The organism is Mesorhizobium sp. P2_H9 (assembly GCF_056403215.1).
Genome location: NZ_JBFUFX010000002.1, coordinates 85,231 through 99,327, shown reverse-complemented (window position 1 = coordinate 99,327; position 14,097 = coordinate 85,231). Strand labels below are relative to the sequence as shown.

At 57.4% G+C, this 14,097-nt stretch carries 14 protein-coding genes and 1 tRNA gene; 6 read left to right on the top strand and 9 right to left on the bottom strand.

Features of this window, described 5'->3' with window-relative positions; translation table 11 throughout:
• Positions 1-182: 182 nt before the first annotated feature.
• Positions 183-1,235 (top strand): threonine aldolase family protein, encoded by a 1,053-nt coding sequence (locus AC1DXN_RS03505; protein WP_477273226.1) that lies wholly within the window; start codon positions 183-185, stop codon positions 1,233-1,235.
• Positions 1,236-1,247: 12 nt separating this feature from the next.
• Here the strand turns inward: AC1DXN_RS03505 and AC1DXN_RS03500 are convergent, their stop codons facing one another.
• Positions 1,248-2,012 (bottom strand): sulfite exporter TauE/SafE family protein, encoded by a 765-nt coding sequence (locus AC1DXN_RS03500; protein WP_477273228.1) that lies wholly within the window; start codon positions 2,010-2,012, stop codon positions 1,248-1,250.
• A gap of 143 nt (positions 2,013-2,155) precedes the next feature.
• Positions 2,156-2,623, bottom strand: a complete 468-nt coding sequence (locus tag AC1DXN_RS03495; RefSeq protein ID WP_477248458.1) for an Hsp20 family protein — start codon at positions 2,621-2,623, stop codon at positions 2,156-2,158.
• A gap of 464 nt (positions 2,624-3,087) precedes the next feature.
• On the opposite strand from AC1DXN_RS03495, the gene AC1DXN_RS03490 reads away from it, so the two are divergent.
• Positions 3,088-4,044 (top strand): alpha/beta fold hydrolase, encoded by a 957-nt coding sequence (locus tag AC1DXN_RS03490; protein WP_477273230.1) that lies wholly within the window; start codon positions 3,088-3,090, stop codon positions 4,042-4,044.
• A gap of 21 nt (positions 4,045-4,065) precedes the next feature.
• Here the strand turns inward: AC1DXN_RS03490 and AC1DXN_RS03485 are convergent, their stop codons facing one another.
• The 3 genes from AC1DXN_RS03485 to AC1DXN_RS03475 form a co-directional block, all read right to left on the bottom strand.
• Positions 4,066-4,578 (bottom strand): DUF1579 domain-containing protein, encoded by a 513-nt coding sequence (locus tag AC1DXN_RS03485; protein ID WP_477273232.1) that lies wholly within the window; start codon positions 4,576-4,578, stop codon positions 4,066-4,068.
• Between the two features lie 105 nt (positions 4,579-4,683).
• Positions 4,684-5,457, bottom strand: coding sequence for a histidinol-phosphatase (gene hisN / locus AC1DXN_RS03480; protein WP_477273234.1), 774 nt, complete (start codon positions 5,455-5,457; stop codon positions 4,684-4,686).
• Between the two features lie 331 nt (positions 5,458-5,788).
• On the bottom strand, positions 5,789-6,730 hold the full coding sequence (locus tag AC1DXN_RS03475; protein ID WP_477273236.1) for an N-formylglutamate amidohydrolase: 942 nt from the start codon (positions 6,728-6,730) through the stop codon (positions 5,789-5,791).
• Between the two features lie 163 nt (positions 6,731-6,893).
• On the opposite strand from AC1DXN_RS03475, the gene cpdR reads away from it, so the two are divergent.
• The 3 genes from cpdR (at position 6,894) to AC1DXN_RS03460 (ending at position 9,118) form a co-directional block, all read left to right on the top strand.
• Positions 6,894-7,256, top strand: coding sequence for a cell cycle two-component system response regulator CpdR (gene cpdR, locus AC1DXN_RS03470; protein WP_010911372.1), 363 nt, complete (start codon positions 6,894-6,896; stop codon positions 7,254-7,256).
• 104 nt (positions 7,257-7,360) lie between these two features.
• Positions 7,361-7,435: transfer RNA gene (locus AC1DXN_RS03465), tRNA-Val, on the top strand.
• Positions 7,436-7,708: 273 nt separating this feature from the next.
• On the top strand, positions 7,709-9,118 hold the full coding sequence (locus AC1DXN_RS03460) for a tyrosine-type recombinase/integrase (protein ID WP_477273238.1): 1,410 nt from the start codon (positions 7,709-7,711) through the stop codon (positions 9,116-9,118).
• Here the strand turns inward: AC1DXN_RS03460 and AC1DXN_RS03455 are convergent.
• Positions 9,115-9,318, bottom strand: coding sequence for a helix-turn-helix domain-containing protein (locus tag AC1DXN_RS03455; RefSeq protein ID WP_477421461.1), 204 nt, complete (start codon positions 9,316-9,318; stop codon positions 9,115-9,117). The two genes, AC1DXN_RS03460 and AC1DXN_RS03455, sit on opposite strands and share 4 nt — an antisense overlap.
• A 144-nt stretch (positions 9,319-9,462) precedes the next feature.
• Here AC1DXN_RS03455 and AC1DXN_RS03450 point away from each other — a divergent pair, with 144 nt between their 5' ends.
• Positions 9,463-10,362, top strand: a complete 900-nt coding sequence (locus AC1DXN_RS03450) for a hypothetical protein (RefSeq protein ID WP_477273242.1) — start codon at positions 9,463-9,465, stop codon at positions 10,360-10,362.
• Positions 10,363-10,536: 174 nt separating this feature from the next.
• Here the strand turns inward: AC1DXN_RS03450 and AC1DXN_RS03445 are convergent, their stop codons facing one another.
• From AC1DXN_RS03445 to AC1DXN_RS03435, 3 genes are all read right to left on the bottom strand, one after another.
• The gene (locus AC1DXN_RS03445; protein ID WP_477273244.1) at positions 10,537-11,169 is read right to left on the bottom strand and encodes a recombinase family protein; all 633 of its coding nucleotides are present in this window, start codon (positions 11,167-11,169) and stop codon (positions 10,537-10,539) included.
• 809 nt (positions 11,170-11,978) lie between these two features.
• A complete protein-coding gene (locus AC1DXN_RS03440; protein WP_477273246.1) occupies positions 11,979-12,671 on the bottom strand; it encodes an HNH endonuclease in 693 nt (230 codons plus the stop codon).
• A 499-nt stretch (positions 12,672-13,170) separates the two neighbouring features.
• Positions 13,171-13,875, bottom strand: a complete 705-nt coding sequence (locus tag AC1DXN_RS03435; RefSeq protein WP_477273248.1) for a hypothetical protein — start codon at positions 13,873-13,875, stop codon at positions 13,171-13,173.
• Positions 13,876-14,097: the final 222 nt, after the last annotated feature.

The window sequence follows — 14,097 nt, the reverse complement described above, 5'->3', positions numbered from 1 at the left end:
CACAAAAATCTTGGACATTCCGCGACAGAAAATTACGTGAAGCATGATGAAAACGTAACCTTCAATCGCCGCCCCTATCCGGGCGGCTCCGGTGGCTTTACCGATTTTCCAGCGCCTGGCTCTTGCGAGCGGCATGCGAAAGCAGCCAAGGTCGGCTCGATTTTCCCAGCACAGGCAGATACATGATTTTCGCTTCCGACAATTGGGCAGGCGCCCATCCCAGCATCGCCGCCGGCCTGTCGGCCCATGCCGGCGGGTTTTCCACCGCCTATGGCGACGGCACGCTCGACCAGGCCGTGTACCAGCGTTTCAACGAAATCTTCGAGCGCGAGGTCGCGGTGTTTTTCGTCGCTACCGGCACCGCCGCCAATTCGCTGTCGCTGACCGCTTACAACAAGCCCGGCGGCCTGTCTTTCTGCCACCGCGAATCGCATATCGTCGAAGACGAATGCGGCGCGCCGGAATACTTTTCCGGTGGCTCGCGCCTGTGTGCCGTCGACGGCGCTTTGGGCAAGATCGACCCCCACAATCTGGAAAAGACCGTTGGCCGCTTCGCCTCGGAAATCGTCCATTGGGGACGGCCGATGGCGGTGTCTATCACCCAGTCGACCGAGGTCGGCACCCTCTATTCCCTTGATGAAATCGCGCGGATTTCGGCGATTGCCAAACACCACAAGCTGCCGCTGCATATGGATGGCGCCCGCTTTGCCAATGCGCTGGTCGGGCTCGACACCACGCCGGCCGAAATGACCTGGAAACGCGGCGTCGACATCCTCTCTTTCGGCGGCACCAAGAATGGCTGCTGGTGCGCCGAGGCGATCGTGCTGTTCGATCTCGACCGCGCCAAGGAATTGGCCTTCCTGCGCAAGCGCGCCGCACAATTGTTCTCGAAGTCGCGTTTCATCGCCACGCAGTTCGACGCCTATTTCCGCGGCGGTCTGTGGCTCGACACGGCCCGCCACGCCAATGCGATGGCGGCGCGCCTTGCCGCTGCACTCGAGGATTCGCCCTCGGCGCGGCTGGCCTGGTTGCCGCAGGCCAACGAGGTCTTCGCGGTCATGAAAAAGGCTGAGGCCGAGAGAGTTCAGGCGGCGGGTGCCGCTTTCTACGATTGGCACAAGCCCCACGGTTTCGACGGCCATATCGGCGAGGACGAAGCGCTATATCGCTTTGTCACCAGCTTCGCCACGACCAGCGAGGACGTCGCGCAGTTCGAGGCGCTGATAGGCGCATAATCTCCCGGGGATCTAGGCGAGGACAGGCCTGAGCAGAAGCTCAAGGCCAAGCAGGATCAGAAATATCAAAAACCAGCGACGGAAGGTCTCCGGGCTGATCTTTTGCCTGAGGATCTGCCCTAGCCACATGCCGAGCAAGGCCGGCGCGACGGCCAGCGACGACATGACGATATGCTCGACCTGGAACGCGCCATGCGAGGCAAGGCCAACCGCAAGCGCGATGGTCGACACGGTGAAGGACAGGCCGAGCGCCTGGATCAGATCGTCGCGGCTCAATCCCAGCGCCTGGATGTAGGGAACGGCGGGAACCACGAACACGCCTGTGCCGCCCGTGACAATGCCGGTGATGAAACCGACCGCCGGCGACATAAAGCGCTCGGCGGATGCCGGAACCGTCAGCTGCCGCGCCAGCAATGTGTAGGCGGCATAGACAATCAGCGCTGCACCTAGGCCTGCGGTCGTCCATTTGACGTTGTCGCTGGCCAGCAGCCTCGAGCCGACCATGGTGCCGATGACGATGCCGGTCATCATCAGCCACAGCCGGCGCAGGATCGACGCGAAGCTCGGGCCGGCGAACAGCTGCCAGACATTGGTGACGAAGGACGGCACGATCAACAGCGAGGCCGCCGCGACCGGCGGCATAATCGTGCCGAGCAGCCCCATCGCCAGCGTCGGCAGGCCCATGCCGGTGACGCCCTTGACGAGGCCGGCAAGCAGGAAGGTGATGGCAATGGTGGCCGTCAGCGCCAAGGAGAAATCAGGCGAAAAATCAGTCATCGCCCTTCATGGGAAGACGACGCGCACTGCAAAAGAGCCAGAACTCGTGGTTCTGGGTGACAGAGATTTCGGCGCAACAAAAAAGCGGCGCCTTTCGGCGCCGCTTTCGTCTCGGGAGGAGACGCTTTTTATTCCAGGTTGCGTTAGGCGGCGGTCTTGGCCTCGATCTGCTTGGCCTTCGCCGAAGACGCCGTGATCGCGATCTTGCGCGGCTTCAGCTCTTCGGGAATGTTGCGCTTGAGGTCGACGAAGAGCAGGCCGTTCTTCAGCGAAGCGCCGACGACTTCGACGTGGTCGGCAAGCTGGAAACGGCGCTCGAAGGCCCGCGAGGCAATGCCTCGATAGAGCAGTTCGGAGCCTTCGCCGGTGCCCTCTTCCTTGCGCTCACCCTTGACGGTCAGCACGTTGCGATGGGCTTCGATCGAGATTTCCTCGTCCGAGAAGCCGGCAACCGCCATCGAGATGCGATAGGAATCCTCGCCGGTGCGCTCGATATTGTAGGGCGGATAGGTCTGTGCGCTTTCGGGCTGCGCAAGCGAATCGAGCATTGTGAAGAGGCGGTCGAAACCGACGGTCGAGCGATAGAGCGGGGAAAAATCAACGTGACGCATGAGGTGTTCTCCTTTTGAGCAACATGGTTTGCGTATGGCCGGTGCGAAACCCTTGAGCGGCGTTTCGGCTGGACCAGCGGCCCCGACATTGGCGACCGCATCCAACATTTGGGGACAAGGCCAAAGCATTTCAAGATTTCGCCTGCTGATGGGTTTTGCCCCTCGATGAACGGCAGATGAACCGCGGCTTCGGCACGCGTTCAGCTACCCGGCGCTAGAGTGTGTTCAAGACTAGGAACAAGCGGCGCCCGACAAGGCGCCGCAACGGGGCCGAACCGGGTGTAACGTCCCTTCCTCCCGGATCGACAGAGGCCGGAAGCATGCCGCAGGCGGCTTCCGGCCTTGCTCGTTGCCGGGCCCGGCTCTCCCCATCTCCCGGAAATCCTTTGCTTTTGCCGCATGGCCGTCTATCACCATGCGACGCCTCGCTGGGCCAGGCGAGACACCAAAAGACGAAGCGCCGAATGACGGACCTCTTCCACCAGACTCCAGACAATCCGTCACCGGAAAACGCGGCCGGCGGCTTTTTCACCACCCGCGACCGCAAGAGGATCCGCTACGGCCTCTTTCCGGCCGTTGCCCGCCCGTTGAAAGGCACCGTGGTCCTGCTCACCGGCCGCAACGAGTGCATCGAGAAATATTTCGAGACCATCCGCAACCTCGCCGACCGGGGCTTCGGCATTGCCACCCTCGACTGGCGCGGCCAGGGCGATTCCGACCGGCTGATCCGCGACCGCCAGCGCGGCTATGTCCGCAGCTTCTATGACTACACCGGCGATCTGGAGCAGTTCTTCGAGGAGATCGTGCTGCCCGATTGCCGTGGGCCGTACTACATCCTGGCCCATTCGACCGGGGCGGTGATCGCGCTGCTCGCCGCGCCCTCGATGGTGAACCGCGTGCGGCGCATGGTGATGATCGCGCCCTTCTTCACCGTGCCAGACCTGCCGGTATCGATAAAAACGGTGCGCCGCGTCTGCTCCGCTTTGTGTCTTCTCGGCCTCGGCCGGCTTTACGCGGCATGGGGTCCGCGGCCAAGGGAAACAGCACCGTTCGCCACCAACAAGGTGACATCGGACCCGGAGCGGTATCGACGCAACACTGGGATCTACGAGACCTATCCTCAACTCGCGCTTGGCGGCCCGACGATCCGTTGGCTGAAAGCTGCCGCCGAGGCGACCGAAGTCGTCAGCGACCCGGATTTCATGGCCAGGATCCAGGTGCCCCTGCTGATGATCGCCGCCGGCGGCGATCAGGTCGTCTCGACCAAGGCGGTGGAAGCCTACACCAGACATTTGCGTCTCGGCTCCCTGCTGATGATCGATGGCGCCCGCCATGAAATCCTGCAGGAGCGGGATATCTACCGCGAGCCGCTGCTCGCCGCCTTCGATGCCTTCATCCCCGGAACCGACGACAACGCGTGACCGCAAGAAGCGCCCCGGCGTTCATGTCTGGCAGGCGAAGTCCATGATCCAGTTGGTTTCCCATGTCTTGCCGCCATCCGGTGAAAAGGCCTGCTCCCAGCGGGCGGATTTCTCTGTGATCCGCGACCAGAGGAAGCGAACCTGGATCGGACGGCCTTCGAAGACGTCCTCGCACAGAAACGTGCCGACGCCGTCGGCAAAGGTGCCGCGCATCGGCACATCGATGGTCAACGGGTTGCGGCCATCGATCCACCAGATCGACCATTGTCTCGTCGCCGGATCGAAGGTCCGGAGCGTGGCGGCGCGATAGCTACCACCGGGCAAGTCGATGACGTTGTCGTCGAAATTGCCGAGGCCGCCGAGGATCGGCCGCGTGTCGCACGTCCCGCCAAATGCATCCCAGTTGGTGTCGCCGGCAAGCCGCTTGCGCAACCGTCGATGACTGACAGCCCAGCGACCGAAGAAAAAATCGAAATCGGCCCGGCCGTCGGCCGGAGCATTGTCGGAGCGGCTGGCTGTTGACGGCGTCGGCATGTGTAGTCCTCCCTCTGGCGACACCTCCATAGCGGAACCCTCCTGACACCTTCCTGTCAGGAGGGTTGGCTAATAGCCTGAGGATTTAGCCACTGTGGCGGCGCGCTATCCGCGCAGCGCCGCCATCGCAGCAGTGTGAAGCTCCGGTGTCGCCGCAGCCAGGATGTCGCCACCCTTTTCCGCCGGTCCGCCCTCGAAAGTGGTGACGACGCCGCCAGCCTTTTCGATGATCGGGATCAGCGCCACGATGTCATAAGGCTTCAAGCCGGGATCGGCGACGATATCGACACTGCCGGACGCGATCATCGAAAAAGCATAGCAATCGGCGCCGTAGCGGACGAGCTGGACCTGCTTCTCGAATGCGTCAAAGCGCTTGCGCGCCTCGCCCTTGAACAGTGCCGGCGTGGTGGTGAACAGCGTCGCTTGGGAAATATCCGTCGTTTTGCGTGTCGCCAGCTTTCGCGGTCCACCGGGACCCTCATAGTAGGAACCGGAAGCGTTGGCGTAGAACAGCTCGCCCGTGAAGGGCTGCGACATCATGCCGGCGACAGCATCGCCGTCGACCGTCAGTCCAACCAAAGTTCCCCACACCGGCAGGCCGGAGATGAAAGCGCGCGTGCCGTCGATCGGATCGATCACCCAGACATGCCTGCTCGAGATGTTCTCGCTGCCATGCTCTTCGCCAAGAATGCCATGGTCGGGATGCTCCGCTGATATCAGCGCCCGGATGACGCGCTCGGCTTCACGGTCAGCCTCGGTGACCGGGTCGAAGCTGCCCGCCTCCTTGTTGGCGACCGCGCCTTGCCGGCGAAAGCGCGGCAACGTCTCGGCGGCGGCAGCATGAGCAATGCGCCGCATGAAGTCGATGCTGATGTCCAACTGATTCTCCCCGCTTTGCGGCATGCCCGAGCGGGCTCTGCCGGCACTTTCCTGACAAAACAAGCCCATTTATCGATTTATCCGTCGCGACAACTGTTGCCAGAATGTCACATCATCGTCATCGAAACGCAATTTCCACATCACTCTGAATTAAAAAAGCCTGAAGGTCGCTTGACATTTGTGCAGCGCACAATACCCTCGACCTCGGACAGGTTTTCCTGTCCATGCCCTCCTTGGGCGTTTCCTCCCTAGACTTCGACCGTGTCGTGCAAACGATGCGGTCTTTTTTTACGCCCCGGCATGGCTGGCGGACCGCAGCGGGCTTGCAGCGCTATTCGGCGGCAAGCGGCAGGTCGATAAAGTGGTGATCGGGCATCGCCATCAGGTCAGCCGAGAACCGCGCCAGATCGTCGGCAAGCGCATCGAAGCCGGCGGTTTTCTGGAACGTCCGCTCGTTCATGTAAAGACCGCGATTGACCTCGATCTGCAGCGCGTGGAGATGGCGCGCCGGCCGACCATAGTGTTCGGTGATAAAACCTCCGGCATAGGGTTTGTTGTGGGCAACGGTATAGCCCATGCCGACGAGCAGGCCGATCGCCGTCTCGGTCAGCGCCGGCGAGGCGGAAATGCCGAACCGGTCGCCGATGATGAAATCCGGTCGCACCCCGTTGTCGCCAACCCTTATGCTGGCAGGCATCGAGTGGCAGTCGATCAGCACGGCATAGCCGAACCGCGCATGGGTTCTGGTCAACAGCCGCTTCAGCGTCTCGTGATAGGGTTTGTAGACGGTTTCGATGCGCGCCACCGCCTCCGCCAGCGGCAAGCGGCCGGAATAGATGTCGAGCCCTTCCCCCACCAGCTTGGGTACGGTGCCAAGCCCGCCGGCCACCCGCGCCGAGCGGATGTTACAGAAGGACGGCACCGGTTCGGCGAACATGCGCGGATCGAGTTCCCACGGCTCGCGGTTGACGTCGAGATAGGCGCGCGGAAAATTTGCCGCCAGCATCGGCGCGCCAAGCGCGACGGCGCCGCCGAACAATTCATCGACATAGCAATCCTCGGATCGGCGGATGGCGTTTCGATCCAGCCGTGCCATGGCCAGGAAGCGGTCGGGGTAATAGCGGCCGCTATGCGGAGAATTGAAGAGGAAGGGAACGCGCTGCTCGGCGCCCGAACGGATTTCGAAGGGTGGAACGACCGAAAAATCCTCGGCTGCCGTCTTCAATTTGATCGAACCCGGAAACACCAGTGCATCATGATGGGAAAGTGCCATCTCGCTCGCCCCATGTCCAGCATTTCGGCGGCCAAAACACTTTGTAGAATGCGGATTTGGCTTCTCCTCGTTCACTTGATCTTTACCGTCACCTCCTCATATACAGGATGGTTAACAGGCTTGCCCAACGGCAATGTCTGACGGGTGATTCGGACGGGATAAGATGGCACGCATTCTTCTGGCGGAAGACGATGACGATATGCGCCGGTTCCTCGTCAAGGCACTGGAGCGCGCCGGCTACCAGGTCAGCGATTTCGACAATGGCGCCAGCGCCTATGAGCGACTGCGCGAGGAGCCTTTCTCCTTGCTGTTGACCGACATCGTCATGCCCGAGATGGACGGCATCGAACTTGCCCGCCGCGCCACCGAGATCGACCCCGACCTCAAGGTCATGTTCATCACCGGCTTCGCCGCCGTTGCGCTGAATCCGGATTCCAAGGCGCCGAAAGACGCCAAGGTGCTGTCGAAGCCGTTCCATCTGCGCGACCTCGTCAACGAAGTCGAAAAGATGCTGCACGCAGCCTGAAGCGTTTTTGGCGGGCCTTTGCCGCCGCGACAAAGCGAGCCTCTCTTTCCCTTTTCCTGCTATTGACGCGCTGGATCAAAAATGGTGTATGCGCGGCTTCGGATGGGCGTGTAGCTCAGCGGGAGAGCACTGCATTGACATTGCAGGGGTCACAGGTTCAATCCCTGTCACGCCCACCATCCACTTAAAAATCAATATGTTACGCTGGGGTTTTCGCTGGTGAGGCATCCAAGGGATGCATCTGCGTGCTCAATCCGACCTATCTCGAACTATCCAGAAACAGAATCTTCTATTTTCGATGGCCATTGACCAAGCTTTGCCCAGTGCATGGGACAAAGCCAGCTAGCCTCAAAATATCGCTAGGTACGCGGGTCGACTCGGAAGCCTTGTACCTAGCTCGACACCTAAGCTATGTCGGTCAAGTCCTTATGAAACGGTGGTCTGCATCCAGCATGCGGTATGACGAGATACGTGCAGCTCTCAAGAAGCACTTCCAAGACGCACTTGAACGCCGCAAAAGCGAGATGGCCGCCGGAGGCCGACTAAGACCTGAGATATTGGACGCCCTGCAGAACGGGCTCGGATTCGCGGTTGAAGCGGTAGCGACGGGCGCTGATATCATCCCGTACGTTAGCGACGACTCGCAAGCTATCGCCTTTGCCGGGAAGTACCGCCTTCCTCTAGCTCCGGGCTCGCTTGCTTTCGAAACACTCAAAGCAGAGATGCGAAAGGCGTACAGGGATTATTGTGCGGAGGTTTTGGCTCACGATCAGTCCTTTGAAAACTTCGACTTTAATGACTCTGCCCTTCCCTCAGGGACGACATTTGCAAAACCAGCGCCCAGTTCGAAGGGCACCCTCAGTGAAGTAGCCACGAAATTCATGGTGGAGGAGAAGAAAGCAGGACGCTGGGTCAAACGGTCAGAGGATCAGAAGCGCCAGCACCTCGAACTTTTGGGCGAAATTCTGGGGGACGAGATCGAGATTGCCCAAGTCACATCTTCGGACGCGCAACGCGTGAAAGAGATCCTCCTAAATTATCCTCGAAATAGGAACAAGATCGAAGCCACTCGCAACCTGTCTATTGAGGAAATATCGAAGCTGACTAGACATAAGACGCTCACCATGCGCACGGTCAATACGTATCTCCAGACCTACGTTGGCCTCTTCTCTTATGCAAAGAGAAACAGATATGTCGCTGAAAACTTGTTCGATGGAATGACCGTTCGAGAGAGCAAGAAAAACAGTGAAGCATCTGGAAGAGCGCCGTTTTCTCAAACTCAGATCGATCTGATGCTTGGCGAACTTCTCAAAAACGAACGAGGTTTATTGAATCGGGAATATCAAAAATGGGGCCCATTGATCGGCTTGTACACTGGCGCCAGATTGAATGAGATATGCCAGTTAGAAGTCGCGGACATTAAGATGATCGACGGAATCTGGTGTTTCGACTTCAACGACGAGGGAGAAGGAAAGAGCCTAAAGAATACGGCATCTCGAAGAGTGGTGCCCATACACGACCGGCTCCTAGAGCTAGGAATCTTGGAGCGGTTGGAAACACTAAGGTTGCGCGGCGTTACCCGCTTTTTTCCTGAATTCGAGTTCACCTCGAAGGAGGGCTACGGGCGAGCCCTCGGACGCTGGTTCAATGAGCGCTTCCTTGTTCAACTCGGTATCAAGTCCAAGGACCTAGTGTTCCACAGCTTCCGGCACACCATGGTCACAAGGCTATTGCAGGCTGGCATAGAGGAAAACCTCGTAAAGGCGATCGTCGGTCACACCCGTCATGGCGTCACTCAACAGCATTATTTCAAGCAGGGATACGGAATCGCACAGATGCAAGCTGCGCTAGGCAGTTTCTAGCTGTCGATTATCTTCCGCACGAGACCTGGAACGTCCAGATCGATGATTGCGGCTATATCCAGAAGCTCAACTAGGTCGACTCGGCGTTGTCCGCTTTCGATGTTCGCAATGAAGGGCTGATGCCGCCCCATGGCTTTCGCAACCTGGGTCTGGGACAAGCCTTTCGAACGTCGCTGGTCTGCCAGTGCCGTCGCGATCATCACATGACGAGTTGAGTGCAGAGACTTTGGCATTGGCCCGTTGACGGAAGGTCTAACGGGCGGTTAATCCGAAATTCAGATTATCCAAAAATTGGATATATGGGCACACACGCTCTGCGCTTGGCAGAGCAGACAGGGACTAACATGGAAATTTTGCTAGTGCTGATCGTTCTTGGAGCGGCGGTATTCTATTTCCTCAAAGGCAATGTTCGGCGAGGAGCTGAGACCGTAAGAGCGTCGGTATTTCTGACCGGCTTAGAGTCCGGCAGTACGGTCGCTGAGGCCAACCTAGTGGCAAGCATGGATGCGGAGCACATGCCGGCCTCTATGATCCACAACGCGATGGACCACGTGCGACTGGTGTACGGAGGCAAGCAGTTGCCCATGATTGCAGAAGCATACCGCAAGGGTATGAAGCCTAAGCTCGCCCTCTGGAACCAAGTTTTAATCAACATTTTTTTCCCACGCGATCATGAATCAGATAGTACGCCACCATCCACAGAGTTAAGAACCGACGCAGTGGAGAATGACGGCAATGGTAACTGGGTAAGGCCATTTGCGCTGTATTATTTGGCATCCGAGTTTGCCAAAGAAGTTCCGGGCGACATGCCTCGCTGTGTGCGGGAGTTTGTGAGTGGGAACCTTTCAACGGCAACTGAACAGTCCCTGCTTGTCAACTTGCGGAACTACCTCCCTTTCGCATACAGACGAGATCGCGCGAGTGATGATCTCCGGCAAGCAATACAGGAAGCACGAGTCTTAGTACGTGCCGAACTGCAAACCGGAAACTCACGGCTGGCCCTGACGCGCTTTCTCCGCCGAATGCATACGGACAACGGGACCATGACCATTTCTCAAGACGAGTTTGACTCCATCGTTGCTGAGACGGTTGACCAGATCAAACAGAGTGACGAAGCTTCCGCCAAGATGCGGGCCCGAATTCTCAAAGACGGTATCGAAGAAATGTTCACCATACGGCATGGAAAAGCATTCGATGCCTACGAGCGTGAGATGCAGGGATACGGACCGAAGGTCGGAGCATAGTCATGCGCTGCGGTGATTGATCCGCGAATTCGGCTGATGCGTTCCTTCCGGCAAGCTCGCCTCCACAGCGCCACGAGGCGCGCGGCTCCCGTTCGGAGAGGGGATTGAGCACGAAAGTCCTCCAAGACTCTCAGCGGCCTTCCCTGTCCGATTTAGGGCGCATCAAGCGCCGGGCTATAACCCCCATTTGAACAGCGCCTCCTCGGCCTGATCGGGCTCGGATTTGATGCGCAGTACCGTTTGTCGAGTTAGGTCTACGGTCTTGGCAATGGTTGATGCGCCAGCACCACCCATGAGCATATCTCGTACAAGCTGATACTGCTTCCGGTCATAGGTCGGTTTGCGACCACGATACTTCACAACCTTCGTCTTGGCATGAGCTATGCCAGCGAGTTGGGCTTCTTTCGTTGCCTCCGCCTGCGCCTGAGAGGTTGCCGCCATGAACGCTATGAGCGCATCCCGCACTGCTTGCTGAATCGGGTCCGTAGTAGCGCCATCGAAAGTCATGTTGTTGATCACGGTTCGTATGGTGACGCCTTTGCGCATGAACTCCCGGATCGAATCGCAGACATCTTGGTAGTTCCGGCCGAGCCGATCCACCCATCGCACCACAAGCGTATCGCCCTTGCGTAGCATATCGTAGAGGCGCTTACCTTCGGGACGCTCTCGAAGCCTTGTGCTCAAGCCCGACACTGCACTGTCGGAAATCACAGTGTCGATGTCGAAGCCGGCGTTCCTGGCCTGCGTCTCTTGGTGCTCAATGGTTTGGTCGGCTGTGGAAACTCTGGCGTAGAGGATAACGGACATCATAGACTCCAACGTGCTCGCTAGGGTTATGTCCGTATATATGACTGTCCGTTGACCCATGTCAACCCTTACGTACACCCAGATATGAGCCGGATTGTATGCCCGCTAGGGTATAGCCTAACGGACAAAGTCGATTGCTATGGGCAGGCGGCCCTGCCGCAAAGCCATACCGCCTGGAGACCAGGGCTTTGCTAATCCATAGTTCTAATCCATGCCACCATGTTCTAGCTGGTAGCGTAGGCCCAAGCCGAAGCGGACGGCTAGCATGGTTTATATAAGAATGCTAGTTACTAGGTCAATCTATTAGATATGTATTGGGATCTATATCTACGTATTACTATAATATCTATTAGTGTCTCTATTATATATCTATTATGTATCTATTATATGGATAGCTATGTCGGCCATCTATTAGATTATCTCTATATGTTTTATCTATGCATTTATATATGTATCATTGATCTATGTGTGGATATCGTTGGTATTATATATCGATATCATATCTAGATGGTTCAGCTATTTTACTACTGTCAACTGATACCAGACGCTCTTAGTATCCGGCTCTTACACCAGACATCTGAGCCAGTTCATACCGGCTTCGCTTTAGGTCCATATAGGGAGTACAAGCCACCTGATCCATAGCTCACAAGGGGTATCGGCTCCCATACGCGGGCTTCTCAGTCCGAAACTGACAATGACATTGTGATTTCCAGCCAAGGCGTCGAAGCGAAGGAAGCGTCTTAGGCACCCGATGGGGGGAATACGCATCTTTGTTTGTATTGATATCCCCGCGAAAAATTTCGTCGTTTTCAGATTTCGGCTTGGCATTTCGCCTGCGTAATGATGCTGACCAATTCCGCAACCGTAAGCCACTGTCTACGACGGTGGATCATGCGATGGCAGTTTGAGCAGACCAGAGCAAGCTCAGCTAGGGGCGTAGCACGACCTTCCTCCAATGTGTGAAGCGGGCGCGTATGGTGCACCTCCATGAACCCATCACCCCATTCTCCGTACCGCTCCGAGAAGGACATATCACAGGCTTCACATCTAAGTTCACCTGTCTCTTGGATCGCTTTTTTTATCCGTGCCTTGACCAGCTTCTGACTGCGTTCCCTCCGATAATGGAGAACAGCCAAGAGGCTCCCCTCTTGAGCTTCCTCCACATCGTCAAATTCTGCGCTCACAACCAACTGCGCACTCTGCGACAAGGCAGACCTGATCGCTAGGGCAGTCGCCGCTAGTTGTTCTGGATCAGATGCAAACTCATTCCAAACGTCTTCCTCCTCAGCGCCACCATGCTTCAATCCGGACTTACCTAATGAAGCAAACAATGGATCGAAGCGACGGAAATTCATCACCTTCATGTACACACCGTTGGGGTTTCGGAAGTCCTCACCTCCCTTACGTCCCAACATCGCATTCAACCGATTGAGCTGGTTTGACAGTTCACGAACTTCCGGGCTGGACTTGGCTGGAGGCGATCGTGGATTTTGCATGTACATATCGAGCGCCAGAATCAGCTCGTCTCTAACCCAGTTGGGGTTACGAGGCGATGGCGGCGACTTATTATCTATGTCTGGAAGTATCTCGTTCGGGGGAGTACCGCGCCCAGTGATTCTTGCGCCACTTTCGAAAAGGAAGTTCGCAACTCCACTGCGGGTAGAGTCCCAACCAGGCTTATGAGCGTCAGGCTCTTCACGTGTTTCCAGGTACCGCAAATGATAGGCGTACGAAAGTATCGCTTTGGACGGGTACTTTGCCCCACGCCATACCACTGAGTACGCCTGAGCTTTTGCAAACCTGGGCTTCCCTTGCCTATACGATTGGCGGTTAACAAACGTCAGGAATGCATCTGGGCTCCCCTGCTCATGCGCTACCTCAAGGGCCTTTCGTATATAGTCCTGCACCTTCTGCGCCCCCTCCACAACACACGCAACAGAGTTCCGCGCTACCATCCATCTTGGTGCAGCTCGGCCTATGGAACCTGATGCGAATAAAGCCTCATTTGTGAAGCAAGTAGAAGAGAACAACCAACCCAGCGATGACAATCAAAGCCAGTTTCCCGCCTCCGCCACTGTTGGCGGCCGAGGGCGTGCGGTAGCCAGGGGCTTCTAGCCGTACACCGGATACGCTCTTATCGATGAGTAGTTCAAGCTCGTGCTTGCCGACCTTTACGACCTGGGCAAGCCGAGAAGTGCGTCCTCCATGCTGCCCCTTTATGTGCTCTAGAAGAACCGGCATTTGCGCGCGAGCCGCCTCGACCACCATTGTGCGTTCCATCGACCTAAGATGGTTGAGCAGTTCCTGCTTCACACCAACATCACCGGCGGCGAGCCAATTGAACCTGCGCTCTATCTGCTCGGGTATCCGATATTGGGTCACCACCTCGTCTATGTGCCGACGCGCAAGTTCGATAACCTGTTCAAGGTCAGCGTCGAGTCCAACCCGCATGACACGTTTCGAGCTTGGGCCGAAGTGATGCCAGAGGCCTTCGGTGAGCTTGTACTTCTCTGACAGGGGCATGCGGGGAGGCAGCAGATTGAACAGTCGCTCTGCAACAGTCCCGCTCATCTTCGTCTGCCCGGTGCGCCACTTGTGCATTGTATCTGAGGCATATTCTCGAGCCTGAGATCCGTAACGACGTCCGTACTCGGCTAGAATGATGGTCAGCTCTGAACCTGGAAGCGAAAAGAAATATCGCTTCACGTCCTCGTCCGTACCCCCCAACTCATGGCTTAGGCGTCTCGCATCTTCGATATGCTGAAGTGCTCTCTCGCGCCCATAGTCGCGACCGTAGGTACGCTTTGCGTAGCGGCGATCATATCTTGGCATTATCCACCCAACAGGCTACGCGCAACGCGGCTCAGCCAGGACTTTGGGGCGCCGACCCCGTAAATGAGCTGCAATTCATAACTATCGCCCTTTATC

What these genes read in the sequence shown, in the direction of transcription:
- AC1DXN_RS03505 (WP_477273226.1), top strand. Translation starts at nt 183, where the DNA reads ATGATTTTCGCTTCCGACAATTGGGCAGGCGCCCATCCCAGCATCGCC.
- AC1DXN_RS03500 (WP_477273228.1), bottom strand. Translation starts at nt 2,012, where the DNA reads ATGACTGATTTTTCGCCTGATTTCTCCTTGGCGCTGACGGCCACCATT.
- AC1DXN_RS03495 (WP_477248458.1), bottom strand. Translation starts at nt 2,623, where the DNA reads ATGCGTCACGTTGATTTTTCCCCGCTCTATCGCTCGACCGTCGGTTTC.
- AC1DXN_RS03490 (WP_477273230.1), top strand. Translation starts at nt 3,088, where the DNA reads ATGACGGACCTCTTCCACCAGACTCCAGACAATCCGTCACCGGAAAAC.
- AC1DXN_RS03485 (WP_477273232.1), bottom strand. Translation starts at nt 4,578, where the DNA reads ATGCCGACGCCGTCAACAGCCAGCCGCTCCGACAATGCTCCGGCCGAC.
- AC1DXN_RS03475 (WP_477273236.1), bottom strand. Translation starts at nt 6,730, where the DNA reads ATGGCACTTTCCCATCATGATGCACTGGTGTTTCCGGGTTCGATCAAA.
- cpdR (WP_010911372.1), top strand. Translation starts at nt 6,894, where the DNA reads ATGGCACGCATTCTTCTGGCGGAAGACGATGACGATATGCGCCGGTTC.
- AC1DXN_RS03460 (WP_477273238.1), top strand. Translation starts at nt 7,709, where the DNA reads ATGCGGTATGACGAGATACGTGCAGCTCTCAAGAAGCACTTCCAAGAC.
- AC1DXN_RS03455 (WP_477421461.1), bottom strand. Translation starts at nt 9,318, where the DNA reads ATGATCGCGACGGCACTGGCAGACCAGCGACGTTCGAAAGGCTTGTCC.
- AC1DXN_RS03450 (WP_477273242.1), top strand. Translation starts at nt 9,463, where the DNA reads ATGGAAATTTTGCTAGTGCTGATCGTTCTTGGAGCGGCGGTATTCTAT.
- AC1DXN_RS03445 (WP_477273244.1), bottom strand. Translation starts at nt 11,169, where the DNA reads ATGTCCGTTATCCTCTACGCCAGAGTTTCCACAGCCGACCAAACCATT.
- AC1DXN_RS03440 (WP_477273246.1), bottom strand. Translation starts at nt 12,671, where the DNA reads ATGTACATGCAAAATCCACGATCGCCTCCAGCCAAGTCCAGCCCGGAA.